The 14,872-nt window shown below is 35.8% G+C and carries 14 protein-coding genes; 10 read left to right on the top strand and 4 right to left on the bottom strand.

Annotated elements, in window-relative coordinates:
- The 3 genes from cysS (at position 1) to ACGLWY_RS00800 (ending at position 2,412) form a co-directional block, all read left to right on the top strand.
- On the top strand, positions 1-1,482 hold the full coding sequence (cysS, locus tag ACGLWY_RS00790) for a cysteine--tRNA ligase (RefSeq protein ID WP_396617785.1): 1,482 nt from the start codon (positions 1-3) through the stop codon (positions 1,480-1,482).
- 187 nt (positions 1,483-1,669) lie between these two features.
- Positions 1,670-1,891 carry a membrane protein insertion efficiency factor YidD gene (gene yidD, locus ACGLWY_RS00795; RefSeq protein WP_396617786.1) on the top strand — a complete coding sequence of 74 codons (222 nt, stop codon included), beginning with the start codon at positions 1,670-1,672 and terminating at the stop codon, positions 1,889-1,891.
- 155 nt (positions 1,892-2,046) lie between these two features.
- Positions 2,047-2,412, top strand: a complete 366-nt coding sequence (locus tag ACGLWY_RS00800; RefSeq protein WP_396617787.1) for a DUF2200 domain-containing protein — start codon at positions 2,047-2,049, stop codon at positions 2,410-2,412.
- Between the two features lie 71 nt (positions 2,413-2,483).
- Here ACGLWY_RS00800 and ACGLWY_RS00805 read toward each other — a convergent pair whose 3' ends face one another.
- Positions 2,484-3,947 carry an aminoacyl-histidine dipeptidase gene (locus tag ACGLWY_RS00805; protein ID WP_396617788.1) on the bottom strand — a complete coding sequence of 488 codons (1,464 nt, stop codon included), beginning with the start codon at positions 3,945-3,947 and terminating at the stop codon, positions 2,484-2,486.
- Between the two features lie 167 nt (positions 3,948-4,114).
- Here ACGLWY_RS00805 and ACGLWY_RS00810 point away from each other — a divergent pair, with 167 nt between their 5' ends.
- The 6 genes from ACGLWY_RS00810 to ACGLWY_RS00835 all read left to right on the top strand — a co-directional run bounded on the left by ACGLWY_RS00810 (position 4,115) and on the right by ACGLWY_RS00835 (position 8,815).
- Positions 4,115-4,804, top strand: coding sequence for a hypothetical protein (locus ACGLWY_RS00810; RefSeq protein WP_396617789.1), 690 nt, complete (start codon positions 4,115-4,117; stop codon positions 4,802-4,804).
- Between the two features lie 45 nt (positions 4,805-4,849).
- Positions 4,850-5,917 carry a DUF3810 domain-containing protein gene (locus ACGLWY_RS00815; protein ID WP_396617790.1) on the top strand — a complete coding sequence of 356 codons (1,068 nt, stop codon included), beginning with the start codon at positions 4,850-4,852 and terminating at the stop codon, positions 5,915-5,917.
- 29 nt (positions 5,918-5,946) lie between these two features.
- Positions 5,947-6,744 carry a TrmH family RNA methyltransferase gene (locus ACGLWY_RS00820; protein ID WP_396617791.1) on the top strand — a complete coding sequence of 266 codons (798 nt, stop codon included), beginning with the start codon at positions 5,947-5,949 and terminating at the stop codon, positions 6,742-6,744.
- Between the two features lie 56 nt (positions 6,745-6,800).
- Complete coding sequence (locus tag ACGLWY_RS00825; RefSeq protein WP_396617792.1) at positions 6,801-7,115, top strand: GIY-YIG nuclease family protein; 315 nt, start codon at positions 6,801-6,803, stop codon at positions 7,113-7,115.
- 73 nt (positions 7,116-7,188) lie between these two features.
- Positions 7,189-8,421, top strand: coding sequence for a M48 family metallopeptidase (locus tag ACGLWY_RS00830; RefSeq protein WP_396617793.1), 1,233 nt, complete (start codon positions 7,189-7,191; stop codon positions 8,419-8,421).
- Positions 8,422-8,440: 19 nt separating this feature from the next.
- Positions 8,441-8,815, top strand: a complete 375-nt coding sequence (locus ACGLWY_RS00835; RefSeq protein ID WP_396617794.1) for a hypothetical protein — start codon at positions 8,441-8,443, stop codon at positions 8,813-8,815.
- A 224-nt stretch (positions 8,816-9,039) separates the two neighbouring features.
- Here ACGLWY_RS00835 and hutI read toward each other — a convergent pair whose 3' ends face one another.
- Genes hutI through hutH form a run of 3 tightly spaced genes read right to left on the bottom strand, consistent with a single transcriptional unit; the run spans position 9,040 to position 13,770 of the window.
- The gene (hutI, locus tag ACGLWY_RS00840) at positions 9,040-10,275 is read right to left on the bottom strand and encodes an imidazolonepropionase (RefSeq protein ID WP_396617795.1); all 1,236 of its coding nucleotides are present in this window, start codon (positions 10,273-10,275) and stop codon (positions 9,040-9,042) included.
- The gene (locus ACGLWY_RS00845; protein WP_396617796.1) at positions 10,275-12,272 is read right to left on the bottom strand and encodes a urocanate hydratase; all 1,998 of its coding nucleotides are present in this window, start codon (positions 12,270-12,272) and stop codon (positions 10,275-10,277) included. Before ACGLWY_RS00845 ends, hutI begins: the two co-directional genes overlap by 1 nt.
- Positions 12,273-12,279: 7 nt before the next feature.
- Positions 12,280-13,770, bottom strand: a complete 1,491-nt coding sequence (gene hutH, locus ACGLWY_RS00850; protein WP_396617797.1) for a histidine ammonia-lyase — start codon at positions 13,768-13,770, stop codon at positions 12,280-12,282.
- 98 nt (positions 13,771-13,868) lie between these two features.
- Between hutH and ACGLWY_RS00855 the strand changes: the two genes are divergently transcribed.
- A complete protein-coding gene (locus tag ACGLWY_RS00855; RefSeq protein WP_396617798.1) occupies positions 13,869-14,765 on the top strand; it encodes a LysR family transcriptional regulator in 897 nt (298 codons plus the stop codon).
- The last annotated feature ends 107 nt before the right edge of the window (positions 14,766-14,872 follow it).

Raw genomic sequence — 14,872 nt, forward strand, 5'->3', positions numbered from 1 at the left:
ATGCAGTTATTCCAAAGCAACCAAATAAAAATATACAATTCACTTACAGGTAATAAAGAAATCTTAAAACCTATTAACGAAGGTTATATAGGCATGTATGTTTGCGGACCAACGGTTTATAGCAATGTGCATTTAGGAAACGTGAGAACATTTATGTCTTTTGATATGATTTTTCGTTACCTAAAACATCTAGGCTATAAAGTACGCTATGTGAGGAATATTACAGATGCGGGTCATTTAGAAAATGATGCCGATGCTGGTGAAGATAAAATAACCAAAAAAGCCCGTTTAGAACAAATAGAACCTATGGAAGTGGTACAACGCTATACCGTAGACTTTCATAGTATTTTAAATACTTTTAATTTTTTACCACCTAGTATCGAGCCAACTGCTACGGGACATATTATTGAACAAATTGAACTTATTAAAGACATTATAAATAACGGATATGCTTATGAAGTAAACGGTTCTGTTTATTTTGACGTTCATAAGTTTAACGAAACCAACGATTATGGAAAGCTAAGCAAGCGTAAACTTGAAGACTTAATTCATAACACACGCGAATTAGACGGACAAAGTGATAAAAAAAATCCCCAAGATTTTGCTCTTTGGAAAAAAGCCGAACCGCAACATATTATGCGTTGGCCTTCGCCTTGGGGTGATGGGTTCCCTGGTTGGCATTTAGAATGTACTGCCATGAGCACCAAATATCTTGGCGACCAATTTGATATTCATGGTGGTGGTATGGATTTAAAATTTCCGCATCACGAATGTGAAATAGCACAAAACGAAGCCGCAAAAGGGCTATCGCCTGTCAACTATTGGATGCATGCCAATATGTTGGAGTTAAACGGACAACGCATGTCTAAAACCACAGGAAATACGGTAAATCCAGATGAATTGCTTTCAGGAAACAACAAATTCTTTAGTAAAGCATTTGCACCAAGTGTAATTCGTTTTTTTATGGCACAAGCCCACTATAGAAGCGTACTTGATTTAACAGATGATGGCTTATTGGCTAGCGAAAAAGGGTTTTATAGATTGATGGACGCCATTAATCTTTTAGAGGAGTTAAAACCTTCTGAAACATCTTCAATAAATATAAATGCATGGAAACAGACTTGTTATGATGCCATGAACGACGATTTTAATTCACCTATTTTAATTGCCCATTTATTTGAATCTGTAAAATATATCAATCAAATTAAAGATGGTTCTGAAACTATAAATTCAGAAGATTTGTCGCTTTTAAAAGTTACTATTGATGCATTTGTGTTTGATATTTTAGGTCTTGAAAATGCCACAAAAACAGAGTCAGGAACCGATAAACTATCAAGTGCCGTTGCTATTTTAATAAAATTACGCCAAGAAGCCAGAGCAAATAAAGATTTTGCTTTATCGGATAAAATTCGTGATGAATTGGCAGAAGCGGGCATTCAGTTAAAAGATGGAAAAGAAGGTACGACTTTTAGTTTGTCTTAATGTTGTTGAATTGTGTAACCGTTGAATTATTGAATCGTTGAATTGTTGAATTGTTGAAGATAGTTTCGACTTAACAGCTAAACATAAACAAATAATAATAAATAAGTACGGCGGAAAATTGTTTATTGTTAACTTCTAGGTATGCTTTCGACTCAACAAATAAACGACAAACAAATAAACAACAACTTTGAAAAAACTACTCATTGCACCATTTTTGTTTTTGATAAAAGTGTATCAAACGCTTATATCGCCGCTAATGCCTGCAACGTGTAGATACCAACCCACTTGCTCGCACTATAGCAAAGAAGCTTTACAAAAACATGGTTTATTTAAAGGCGGATGGTTGGCCATAAAACGTATTTTTAGTTGCCACCCTTGGGGTGGTTCGGGTTACGACCCGGTGCCTTGATAAAAGCGTCATTCTGAACTTGTTTCAGAATCACATCATATATTTGAATGGTAAGGATCTGAAATCATAGACTTATGATTCATTTTTTCATCAACCTTCTTCCTTGACTCTATAAAAAAATTCAATTATATTCGTTTAACAACAATACGACTATTATGAATGATACAAGCCATCACGATGAGCGTATAGCAAAAATGACATTTGCCTCAGTATATCCACATTATGTCACAAAAGTGGAAAAGAAAGGCAGAACGAAAGATGAGTTACACCAAGTCATTAAGTGGCTAACAGGTTATGAGGAAAAAAAACTCCAGGAACTCATTGAAAAAAAAGTGACTTTTGAACAATTTTTTCAGAGTGCTGACTTAAATCCTAATGCACAACTCATTACAGGCGTGATATGTGGCTATCGCATAGAAGACATTGAAAACCCATTAACACAACAGGTAAGGTATTTAGATAAGCTAGTAGATGAATTGGCAAAAGGACGTAAGATGGACAAAATATTGCGAGGTTCTTAAATCTACTTGATAAGAATTAGACAAGTGATTGTTTTTTCGTCATTCTGAAACAAGTTCAGAATGACGAAAAATTAGTTTTTCACTGGAATATTCTTCAAAATCTCCAACACAAACTTCCAATATTTTTGAACCGATGAAATTTGAGCACGTTCATCTGGAGAATGTGCGCCTTTAATATTAGGCCCAAAACTAATCATATCCATATTAGGGTAATTTTGCCCTAAAATACCACATTCCAATCCTGCATGACACGCTGCTACATGTGCTTCTTTTCCATTCATGTCTTTATAAATTTTAGAAAGCACTTGCAAAATGGGTGATTTCATATGGGGTGTCCATCCAGGATAATCACCCGAAAATTCTACTTCGCAACCTGTCAATTCAAAAGTGGCACGCAATGCATTTGCCAGATCCATTTTAGAGCTTTCAACCGATGAGCGTGTTAAGCAGCCCACATGAATCTCTCCATCTTTAACCACAACCCTAGCGATGTTATTTGAGGTCTCAACCAAATCCGGAATATCGGCACTCATTCTATACACACCATTTTGCGCTGCATACAAAGCTCTAGTAAAGCCTTCTTGAACTCCTAAATCCATGATGCTTTTAGGTGTTTTACAATGAGAAACTTCTATTTTTAAATCGGGTTCCATGGTTTTTAGCTCCATTTTAATGGTTTCTGCCAACTCATTAATTTCTGCAACAAAGGTTTCTTCATGAATGGCATCAACAGCAACAACAGCAGTACTTTCTCTGGGAATGGCATTGCGCAAACTACCGCCATCAATTTCAGAAATCCGCAGTCCGAAGTTTTCAAAACCATCAAACACTAAGCGATTCATAATTTTATTGGCATTCCCTAAACCTTCATGGATTTGCATTCCCGAATGACCACCCTGCAAGCCTTTAACAGTTATTCTAAACCCGATTTTAAACTCGGGCGTTTCTTCTTCTTGATAGGCTCTAGTTGCCGTTACATCAATACCGCCCGCACAACCTACACCAATTTCATCATCTTCTTCTGTATCTAAATTCAATAAAATACCACCAGAAAGTAAGCCGCCTTTTAAGCCCATAGCTCCTGTCATACCTGTTTCCTCATCAATGGTAAACAACGCTTCAATAGCAGGATGCGGGATGTCTTTGCTTTCTAAAATGGCCATGATGGTGGCAACACCCAAACCATTATCGGCGCCCAAAGTAGTTCCTTTGGCACGTACCCAGTCGCCATCAACATACATCTCAATGCCTTGTGTGTCAAAATCGAATTCAGTATCATTATTTTTTTGATGCACCATATCTAAATGCGATTGCATCACAATCGTAGTTCTGTTTTCCATACCAGATGTTGCTGGCTTTTTTATAATAACATTGCCAACCGCATCTTCAATGGTTTCCAATCCTAGATTTTTTCCAAAATCCTTAATAAAAGCAATAACACGCGCTTCTTTTTTTGAAGGACGGGGTACAGCGTTTAAATCGGCAAATTTATTCCAAAGTTGTGTGGGTTGAAGTTGTCTTATTTCTGAATTCATAATATTTCCAATAGTGTTTTACAAAGGTAAGTATTACAATTTAGGTTCCTTGAAAATCTAATAAATTTCATTAACTATTAATTTACCTATTATAGAAACCAAAGATCAATGTAAGCTAACGCAACCTTTTAATTCTTTTATCATCTAGTTATAAAGAATCATAAAAGATGAAAACTGGATACACTTTATTAATCGCTCTTCTTCTATTAGCTTGTCAAAGTAATACTGAAATAGATATAAACTCGGAAAATTTACTAATTGGTAATTGGATTGATTCAAGTTATGACAATGAAACTATAACGTTTCAACGAGCAGTAAGTTTAAATGAAAATGCTCCAGGTATATCTTTTAAGGAAAATTCTGTTTTTATACAAAGAACATCTGGCTGGTGTGGAACGCCTCCACTAACTTTTTATGATAATCAAGGAACATGGAAAAGCCAAGAATCCCTTATATTAATATCTCTTGAAAATTTTCCTGGAAATTTTCAGTGGAGAATTATTTCTCTCGATAATAACCAATTAATTGTTAAAAGAGAGTTATCAGAACAAGAAATAGACCATCAAAATTTAATGAATTTGTTTGATGAGATTAGTACACTATCTCATAGTATTTCTTGTACAGATTCTAATAACTGGAGCTTTACTCCCTACGGAACAAAAGCATGTGGTGGTCCTCAAGGTTTTATTGCTTATTCAAATGAAATTGATACCGTGCAATTTTTGCAAAAAGTTGAAGCATACAATTTAGCTGAAAAACAATATAATATTAAATGGTCCATTTCATCAACATGTGATGTTCCACAACAGCCTACATCTATAGAATGCCAAAACGATTATCCTGTTTTTAAATACTAATAATATATCAATCGTCATTAATGAACATTTGTTTATTTTTGGCACATGCTGAAAAACACAAAAACGATTATTGCATTTTTATTGATACCGCAATACCTTTTGGTAAAATGGTTATCAAATTATCCCGAATTTATAGAACCATATTACAGCGAAGGTGTTTATCCCTATATTTCTAAAGCGCTTAGGTACACATTGGGTTGGATACCGTTTTCGTTTGGCGATTTAGTATATGCAATGGCTATTATATACATCATTAGATGGTTTTATATAAACCAAAAACGCCTAATAAAAGACACGAAATTGTGGATTGTTGATGTGGTATGTGCAGTATCTATAATCTATTTTGCATTTCATATGTTTTGGGGGCTGAATTATTACCGCTTACCACTGCATAAAAGTTTGGGTTTAAAATCTGAATACACCACCGAGCAGCTGGTTAACGTCACCAAAAAACTAATTGAAAAATCAAATAGCATTTACACACAAATAGCTGGAAGCGACACCTTAAAAATTGACATCCCATATAGTAAAAAAAACATTCTAAGAATGGCCCCTTTAGGCTATACAAACTTAAAAAACACCTTCCCTAATTTAGAATACCACCCAAAAAGTGCTAAAAAATCGTTGTTTAGTTACCCTTTAACTTACATGGGCTTTAGCGGGTATTTAAATCCATTAACAAACGAAGCGCAAGTTGATGCGCTGATTCCTGTTTATTTGTTTCCCACAACGACTTCTCACGAAATGGCACATCAATTAGGTTTTGCTGCCGAAAACGAAGCTAATTTTATTGGTTGTTTAGCCGCCATAAACCACGACGATATTTACTTCAATTACTCAGGCTATACTTTTGCGCTTCGTTTTTGTCTAAATGAAATTGCAAAACGTGACGAACCCTTATTTGACGAACTATACCAAACCGTAAATAGAGGTGTTTTAAATAATTATAAAGAAGCCCGTGATTTTTGGGACAACTACGAAAATCCTTTGGAACCACTTTTCAAAAGCACATACAGTTCGTACCTAAAAGCCAATAAACAAGCAAAAGGCATGGAAAGTTACAGCTATGTTGTGGCTTTGTTGGTTAATTATTTTGAAAAGACTAGTATTTAAACTCATTAAAAAAATTACTTTTGTTTGGTATGAATAAAATTATAACTAGCACACAAAACCAATTTATTCGACAACTGGTCCAATTAAAAGACAAGTCGCGCGAGCGTAAAAAAAGTGGTTTATTTTTAATTGAAGGCGTACGCGAAATGACGCTTGCGCTAAAAGGGGGTTACGAATTAGAAACCATTTTATTTAATCCAGAGATAATTAGTTCTGAACAACTAAACGACTTAACGACCAGACAACTTGACACCATCGAAATTACTGCCGAAGTATATCAAAAATTAGCCTATCGTGATACCACTGAAGGTATTCTAGCGGTTGCTAAAAGCAAAAATCACGGTATTGAAAGTTTAAAATTAAATAACAAAAATCCGTTAATTTTAATTGCTGAAGCTCCCGAAAAACCAGGTAATATTGGTGCGCTTCTAAGAACTGCCGATGCCGCCCGTGTAGATGCCGTAATTATTGCCAACCCAAAAACCGATTTGTACAACCCAAATATTATCCGATCTAGTGTGGGATGCGTTTTTACCAATCAAATTGCCACTGGAACGACTAGCGAAATTATAGCCTTTTTAAAATCAAAAAACATCAACATTTATTGTGCTGCTTTACAGGCTTCGGTAACCTACCATACGCAAGATTTCACCAAACCAACGGCCATCGTTGTTGGCACTGAAGCAACTGGGTTAAGTGACGAATGGTTAGAAAATGCAACTCAAAACATTATCATCCCCATGCAAGGCGATATAGATTCCATGAATGTATCGGTTGCCGCAGGTATTCTTATTTTTGAAGCTAAAAGACAACGGGATTTTAAGTGAAATTTACGTCAATGTCAGTCTGAGCGCTGTCGAAGACCTCACAAAACCAAAACAAAATGCACTCATATTATGTTTATATTCTAAAATGTTCTGATGACTCTTATTATACAGGTATTACAAATAATTTAGATAAAAGAATAAATGAACATATATTTGGGAAAAACAAAGATTGTTACACATACAATCGACAACCAACAGAAGTTAAGTTTTACGAAACGTTTAATGATGTGTTGCAGGCTATATATTTTGAGAAGAAAATAAAAAAATGGACTCGTGCCAAAAAAGAAGCCTTGATAAATGGAGACTTTGATATGCTCCAAATATTAGCAGAATGTAGGAATGCTACACATTACAAATATTTTGATAAATAAGCACTTCGACTGCGCTCAGTGTGACAAATAGTTTCTATTATAGTACATATTAAAATTTCATTCTAAATAAATTATGACTGCAAATACGCTTTTCTACATCATCATCGCCATAATCGTTATCAATTTTATAGTTGATAAAATATTAGACGCCTTAAACGCCAAGCATTTTAACGACAAATTGCCGAAAGATTTACAAGATGTTTATGATGACACCGAATATAAAAAATCGCAAAATTATAAAGCTACCAATTACAAATTTGGTATCATCACTTCCTCATTTTCTTTAGTTTTAACCTTAGGTTTCCTGTTTCTTGATGGATTTGAATTTGTTGATAACATAGCCCGAAGCTATAGCAACAACCCTATAATTATTGCTTTGATTTTCTTCGGAATTATTATGATTGGTAGTGATATTATAACCACACCTTTTTCCTATTACAGTACCTTTGTTATTGAAGAAAAATTCGGATTTAACAAAACAACCATTAAAACATTCTTTTTAGATAAGCTAAAAGGCTGGCTTATGATGGCTATTGTTGGTGGGGGTATTTTAGCTTTAATTATTTGGTTTTACCAATCCACAGGAAGTTACTTTTGGTTATATGCTTGGGGATTGATGGCGGTTTTCACCTTGTTTATGAACATGTTTTACTCCAAACTTATTGTGCCTTTATTCAACAAACAAACTCCTTTGGAAGCAGGTAGTTTACGTGATAAAATATCGGAATACGCACAATCCGTTGGTTTTAAGCTCGATAAAATTTTTGTAATTGATGGCTCCAAACGCAGCACCAAAGCCAACGCCTATTTTTCAGGATTTGGTAGTGAAAAACGCGTAACGCTTTATGATACACTAATTAACGATTTAGATGATGAAGAAATTGTTGCCGTTTTAGCGCATGAAGTTGGGCATTATAAAAAGAAGCATATTATTTTTAATCTGTTTACTTCTATTTTATTGACTGGTTTAACACTTTATATTTTATCATTATTTATCTCTAACCCATTATTGTCTCAAGCTTTGGGTGTTGAAATCCCTAGTTTTCATATGGGACTGATTGCTTTTGGTTTACTGTACGCACCAATTTCAGAAATTACAGGATTAATCATGAACCTATTCTCCAGAAAATTTGAATACCAAGCCGATGATTATGCCAAAAATACTTACAAAGGGGAACCCCTTATTACATCGCTTAAAAAACTATCTAAAAATAGTTTAAGTAATTTAACGCCACATCCTGCGTATGTATTTATGCATTATTCGCATCCCACGTTGTTGGAACGGATTAAGAATTTGAAGAAGTAATTTTAGGTTTTAATAACAAATGGGAAAAACAGTATTCAAAAGTAAATTATTTCACCTATTACTAATATGCTACCTCATTTCATTATTGAGTTGGAATATCTTCAATTTAATAAGTGGAAATTTAAACGCTTCAATTCCAATTACAATTCAAGCGACGGTTTTGTTTTTTATTTTAACGGAAAATAAACATGCTAAATTTGGAATAAAAGTTTGGGCGATAGTAATTATTATAAGCCATAGTATATCTTTATTAGCAAAACTTTTTAAAATATTCGTTGGAGATGAAATAATAATTGCTGATTTATTGAATAAAATCATATTTGCTTCAATTGGAATTTTAATTTATTTGTTTAACGAAAAATATGTTGAAATTGAAAAGCAAACTAATTTATAATACGGTTCTCAGTTCGCTCAATTTCCTATTAAACAGAAATCACGTTAACGATTACTCATTCGTTTATATTTTTAAATTATTGAATTCGTGAATGCTTTGCATTTGAAGCGGTCTGTTTGAGCTCCCCGACGCGGGAGGGAGCGAGTAGTTGAAATATTTTTATTCACGATTACCAAATATTGAAATAATATTACAAGAGTAAAGCGTGTTAAAACGCCCAAAAATTATATTTCAGCCCCATTTACAAACACCTTTTCTATATGATCTGTACCAAACGCATATGGTATAAAATTATAGGAATTGATGGGTTTGGTTAAAATTAAATTGGCTTGTTTGCCAATGGTTATACTGCCTACTTCGTTTTCCAATCCCATAGCATACGCACCATTTATGGTGGCGGCATTGATGGCTTCTTCGGGGGTTAATTTCATTTTTATACAGGCCGTTGACACTACAAAATTCATATTTCCTGATGGCGATGAACCTGGGTTATAATCGGTTGCCAATGCCAAGGGTAAACCAGCATCAATCATTTTCCGTGCGGGTGTGTAGGGGATGTTTAAAAAATACGAGCAACCTGGTAAAGCCACAGGCATGGTATGGGTGCTTTTTAGTGCTTCAATATCTGCGTCACGCATTTCTTCAAGATGGTCGACAGAAAGTGCGTGATGCTTTACCCCTGCTTGCACGCCACCAATAGATGTGAATTGGTTAACATGTATCTTAGGCATGAGTCCGTACTGCTTTCCTGCTTCTAAAATACGTTCGGTATCTTCCGCAGAGAAATAACCTGTTTCACAAAACACATCGATATAATCAGCTAATAGCATTTCTGCAATTTGTGGCAACATGGTTTCGACAAGTAACTTTATATAGCCTGCTTTATTATTTTTATACGCCAACGGAACGGCATGTGCTCCTAAAAATGTGGCTTTAATGGGTATGGGGTAATTATCCTTCAAACGTTTAATAACACGAAGCATTTTTAATTCGGATTCGACTGTTAACCCGTAACCCGATTTAATTTCAACAGCACCAGTCCCTAAGGCTATGACTTCTTCTAAGCGTATTTTACTTTGTTCGTATAAATCGTTTTCTGAAGTATCTTGGAGTGTCTTTGCTGAATTTAAAATGCCTCCTCCTTTTTCAGCTATTTCTTGATACGAAAGTCCTTTTATTTTATCGACAAACTCGCTTTCCCTATTTCCTGCATAAACAAGGTGGGTATGTGAATCACACCACGCTGGCAACAGCATTTTCCCGGTAGCATCAATTGTTTGGTCGGCTTCTATATTTGGGCAGTTTGCCATAGCACCAAAATCTTTAATAAGCCCCCTTTCAACTAATAAATAAGCATTTTTTATGGAAGGTAATTTGGCCATGTCTTTACCCGAAACAAACGAAACACTTCGGTCCCTTACTTGCAGTAATTCTTTTATATTTTTGAATAGTATTCGCATTAAAATAAGTTTTCCAATAATTGATTATCTACTAAATTTGGGATGGTTACCTTTAAATTGGGCGTGCGTGCCATTTCACGTTTAATAGCGAACAAAGCCTCGTCATTTCTCGCCCAACTTCTGCGTGCTATGCCGTTGTTCACATCAAAAAACATCATACTTTTTAAACGTATTTCGGCTTCTTTGCTGCCATCTAATAACATTCCAAAACCACCATTAATGACTTCGCCCCAACCAACACCTCCTCCATTGTGAATAGACACCCAAGTAGCACCTCTAAAGCTATCACCTATGACGTTATGAATGGCCATATCTGCGGTAAATTTGCTACCGTCATAAATATTGGAAGTTTCCCGATAGGGAGAATCTGTACCACTTACATCGTGATGATCACGTCCTAAAACCACAGGACCTATATCGCCTTTCGCAACGGCTTTATTGAATGCTTCCGCAATTTTAGCACGCCCTTCGGCATCGGCATATAAAATTCGGGCTTGTGAGCCAACCACCATATTATTCTTTTTGGCATCTTTAATCCATGTGATGTTATCTTGCATTTGCAGTTGAATTTCATCAGGAGCACTTTTCATGATTTCCTGTAAAACGGTCATCGCGATGCCATCAGTTTTATCTAAATCTTCAGGTTTACCCGATGTACAGACCCAACGAAAAGGTCCGAAACCATAATCGAAACACATAGGCCCTAATATATCCTGAACATACGATGGGTATTTAAAATCGATATTGTTTGCAGCCATCACATGGGCTCCAGCACGAGAGGCTTCTAACAAGAAAGCATTTCCATAATCGAAAAAATACGTACCTTTTGAAGCATGTTTGTTAATAATTTCAGCATGCCTTCGCAACGATGCTTGTACTTTTTCCTTGAATATTTCCGGAGCTTCAGCGATTAATTTATTGGACGCTTCATACGATAAGCCAACAGGGTAATACCCACCTGTCCACGGTATATGTAACGAAGTTTGGTCGGAACCCACATGAATAAATATGTTTTCTTCATAAAAGCGTTCCCAAACATCCACCACATTTCCAATAAATACTATGGAAACTACTTCACTATTTTTTTGGGCTTTTTTAACCCTCAAAACCAAAGCGTCTAGCGTATCAACCAACACATCTACCCAAGCTTGTTCATAGCGCTTCATGGCTGCTTTAGGGTTGACTTCCGCTGCAACGGTAATACAACCTGCTATATTTCCTGCTTTAGGCTGTGCGCCACTCATACCTCCTAAGCCTGAGGTTAAAAATATTTTGCCTGCTGGCGTTTCGGTTTTAGGCAATACCTTTCTAAAGGCATTCATAACGGTAATGGTTGTACCATGTACAATGCCTTGCGGACCAATATACATAAACGAACCGGCTGTCATCTGTCCGTATTGTGTAACGCCCAAGGCATTAAATTTTTCCCAATCGTCTGGTTTAGAATAGTTAGGAATCATCATCCCGTTTGTCACTACCACTCTGGGGGCATTTTTAGATGATGGAAACAACCCCATAGGATGCCCCGAATACATATGAAGCGTTTGTTCTTGGGTCATTTGTGCCAAATACTGCATAGTCAATAAATATTGCGCCCAATTTTGGAATACCGCCCCATTACCACCATAAGTTATTAATTCTTCAGGATGTTGTGCCACAGCAGGATCGAGATTATTTTGAATCATAAGCATAATGGCCGCAGCTTGCGCACCATTTGCAGGATATTCAGAAATGGGTCTTGCATACATTTTATAGCTTGGCTTAAAACGGTACATATAAATGCGCCCAAAATCCTGTAATTCTTGGGCAAATTCTACCGCCAACTCCTGATGCCAATCTTTAGGAAAATAGCGTAACGCATTACGTATTGCCAATTGCTTTTCTTCTTTTGTTAAAATATCTTTTCGCTTAGGCGCTCTGTTAGCATCTAACGGATAGTTGTATTTTGATGGCAATTCATTTGGAATCCCTTGTAATAGTTGTTCTTTAAACGTCATAGCCTTTCTATTTCACAATGATTTTTCGACTTTTAACCAACATAATTAATGCATTAATGTCATCTTTAAGCATCCGATCTTCTTCTAATTTAGCTACTTTGCTTCGAATGATTTTAAAATTGTTCTCTATAATTTCAGAAAAGGTATTAGGACGCCTAAATTCCATCGCTTGGGCAGCATACATTAATTCGATAGCTAATATTTTTTCAATATTGCCTAATATCTGGTTGAATTGACGCCCCGAAATGCTTCCCATAGATACGTGATCTTCTTGCCCTAACGAGGTTGGAATACTATCTGCCGAAGGCGGAAAACACAACGACTTATTTTCGGTTACTAAAGCTGCGGTGGTGTACTGCGGAATCATAAACCCAGAATTCAAACCGCCACTAGCTGTTAGTAGACGTGGTAATCCATATTTTCCTTCTATAAGCAAATAACATCTTCTATCGGAAATATTACCCAATTCTGATGCGGCTATGGAACAATAATCTAATGCCATGGCGAGCGGTTGCCCATGAAAGTTACCTCCAGAAATCGCTTCGGTTTCACTCAGTACAATGGGATTATCGGTCACGGCATTCATTTCGATTTCTGCCAATTCACTTAAATGGTAATAAGCGTTTCTGGATGCACCATGAACTTGTGGAATACAACGCATCGAATACGGATCTTGTACACGGGCACAATTTTTATGGGATTTTATGTTTTTAGAATTTTTAAACAACATACGCATACGCTTCGCGACTTCTAAATTCCCTTTAAATGGACGGATGCTATGCAATAACGCTTTGAATGGCGATTCGCTACCTTGATAACCTTCTAAACTCATGGCGCCAGCAACATCAGCTAAATCGAGCAAATATGCCATTTTACTCAGTCCGGTGATGGCGTGGGCTAATATAAATTGTGTACCATTTATTAATGCCAAACCTTCTTTGGCGGCTAATTGTATAGGCTTTAAGTTATGTGCCGTTAAAACGTTTTTTACAGGCACCATAGTGTCATCCTTCCAAAATTCACCTTCGCCTATTAATGGTAAAAACAAGTGGGCCAAAGGTGCTAAATCACCTGAAGCACCAACAGATCCTTGCTCGGGCACAACAGGCAACAAATCATTCTCTATAAAATAGATAATACGCTCTATAACTTCCAACCGAATGCCCGAAAACCCTTTGCTTAAAGCATGCACCTTACAAATCATCATAATTTTTGATAACTCTTTCGAAATGGGATCACCTACTCCAACTGCATGCGTCATTAATAGATTTTTTTGAAGCAAACTGGTTTCATCCGGTGATATTTTCACGTCACACAAAGGTCCGAACCCCGTATTAATGCCATAAATAGCTTTACTAGAAGCCGCCATAATCTCTACCTTTCTTCTACTGGCATTAATTTTTGATATCACATAATCGGACAATACGCCTTTTAGTGACCCATTGGCTATCACTATAACTTTATCTGCTGTTAATCTATCCGTTCCGTAAACAAACATGGTTTTTATTATAAATAGTTAATTATAAATGCTTTCTATACAAAATTATTGATAAATTTGATACCTAATAATACTATTTATTCACTATATTAATAACTATGAGTTATCAAATAGAATTCAGGCATTTAAAATATTTTTTGGCAGTTGCCGAGCATTTACATTTTAGAAAAGCTGCCGAAACGCTTTTTATTTCGCAACCCGGATTGAGCAGACAAATAAAAGAAATGGAAGAAAGTCTTGGAGTTAAACTCTTTGAACGCCATAACCGAAACGTAAAGCTGACACCTGTTGGGGTGTATTTAAAGACAGAACTTGCCAAAAACATGAAAAACTTAGATGCCATTTTGCACCATGCTAAATTGCTTGAAGATGGTAAAGATGGCCATTTAAAATTTGGTTACGTAGGTTCAGCGATGCAACAAATAATTCCAGAGATACTATTAAAATTCACAAAAACACATCCTAATATTTTGTTTAGCTTAAAGGAAATGGACAACAACAAACAAATTGAAGGTTTACTGGCTCAAGACATCGATATTGGCTTTGTGCGATTAGAAAAAGTACCGAGAGGTTTAGAAATCCATTCTATTGTCAAAGAACCGTTTTGTTTAGTGCTTCCTAAAAACCACCCTATTGATGCTTCAAATTTCAAAACATTATCACAGTGCAAAGAGGAACATTTTATTCTATTCGACCCCGAATACAGCGCTTCGTATTACGAAAAAGTAATGGAAATTTTTGATGACAACGGTTTTAATCCTTTAGTATCGCACAACACTATTCATGCGGATTCCATTTATAAATTGGTTGAAAATAACTTCGGTATTTCCATTGTACCTAAATCACTTCAAACGGAGAATAATTCAAATATCAAATTTATTGAACTGAGCAAAATTCCACAAAGAACCACGCTTTCTGTCATTTGGAACAAAGACAATCAAAACCCCATTTTGAATAAGATTTTAGCTATAATTCATAAGGAAATCATAATATAGCTGAAATACCAAATAATTGTTTACCTTTGCCGCTTGAAATTAAATTCCTCAGAGTGAGGATGTGTTGCTAGAAGTTTAGGTTTAAGTATGTCGATTCGCTTCTTATG

The organism is Mariniflexile sp. HMF6888 (assembly GCF_044335535.1).
Classification (GTDB): domain Bacteria; phylum Bacteroidota; class Bacteroidia; order Flavobacteriales; family Flavobacteriaceae; genus Mariniflexile.

What these genes read in the sequence shown, in the direction of transcription:
- cysS (WP_396617785.1), top strand. Translation starts at nt 1, where the DNA reads ATGCAGTTATTCCAAAGCAACCAAATAAAAATATACAATTCACTTACA.
- ACGLWY_RS00800 (WP_396617787.1), top strand. Translation starts at nt 2,047, where the DNA reads ATGAATGATACAAGCCATCACGATGAGCGTATAGCAAAAATGACATTT.
- ACGLWY_RS00805 (WP_396617788.1), bottom strand. Translation starts at nt 3,947, where the DNA reads ATGAATTCAGAAATAAGACAACTTCAACCCACACAACTTTGGAATAAA.
- ACGLWY_RS00810 (WP_396617789.1), top strand. Translation starts at nt 4,115, where the DNA reads ATGAAAACTGGATACACTTTATTAATCGCTCTTCTTCTATTAGCTTGT.
- ACGLWY_RS00815 (WP_396617790.1), top strand. Translation starts at nt 4,850, where the DNA reads ATGCTGAAAAACACAAAAACGATTATTGCATTTTTATTGATACCGCAA.
- ACGLWY_RS00820 (WP_396617791.1), top strand. Translation starts at nt 5,947, where the DNA reads ATGAATAAAATTATAACTAGCACACAAAACCAATTTATTCGACAACTG.
- ACGLWY_RS00825 (WP_396617792.1), top strand. Translation starts at nt 6,801, where the DNA reads ATGCACTCATATTATGTTTATATTCTAAAATGTTCTGATGACTCTTAT.
- ACGLWY_RS00830 (WP_396617793.1), top strand. Translation starts at nt 7,189, where the DNA reads ATGACTGCAAATACGCTTTTCTACATCATCATCGCCATAATCGTTATC.
- ACGLWY_RS00835 (WP_396617794.1), top strand. Translation starts at nt 8,441, where the DNA reads ATGGGAAAAACAGTATTCAAAAGTAAATTATTTCACCTATTACTAATA.
- hutI (WP_396617795.1), bottom strand. Translation starts at nt 10,275, where the DNA reads ATGCGAATACTATTCAAAAATATAAAAGAATTACTGCAAGTAAGGGAC.
- ACGLWY_RS00845 (WP_396617796.1), bottom strand. Translation starts at nt 12,272, where the DNA reads ATGACGTTTAAAGAACAACTATTACAAGGGATTCCAAATGAATTGCCA.
- hutH (WP_396617797.1), bottom strand. Translation starts at nt 13,770, where the DNA reads ATGTTTGTTTACGGAACGGATAGATTAACAGCAGATAAAGTTATAGTG.
- ACGLWY_RS00855 (WP_396617798.1), top strand. Translation starts at nt 13,869, where the DNA reads ATGAGTTATCAAATAGAATTCAGGCATTTAAAATATTTTTTGGCAGTT.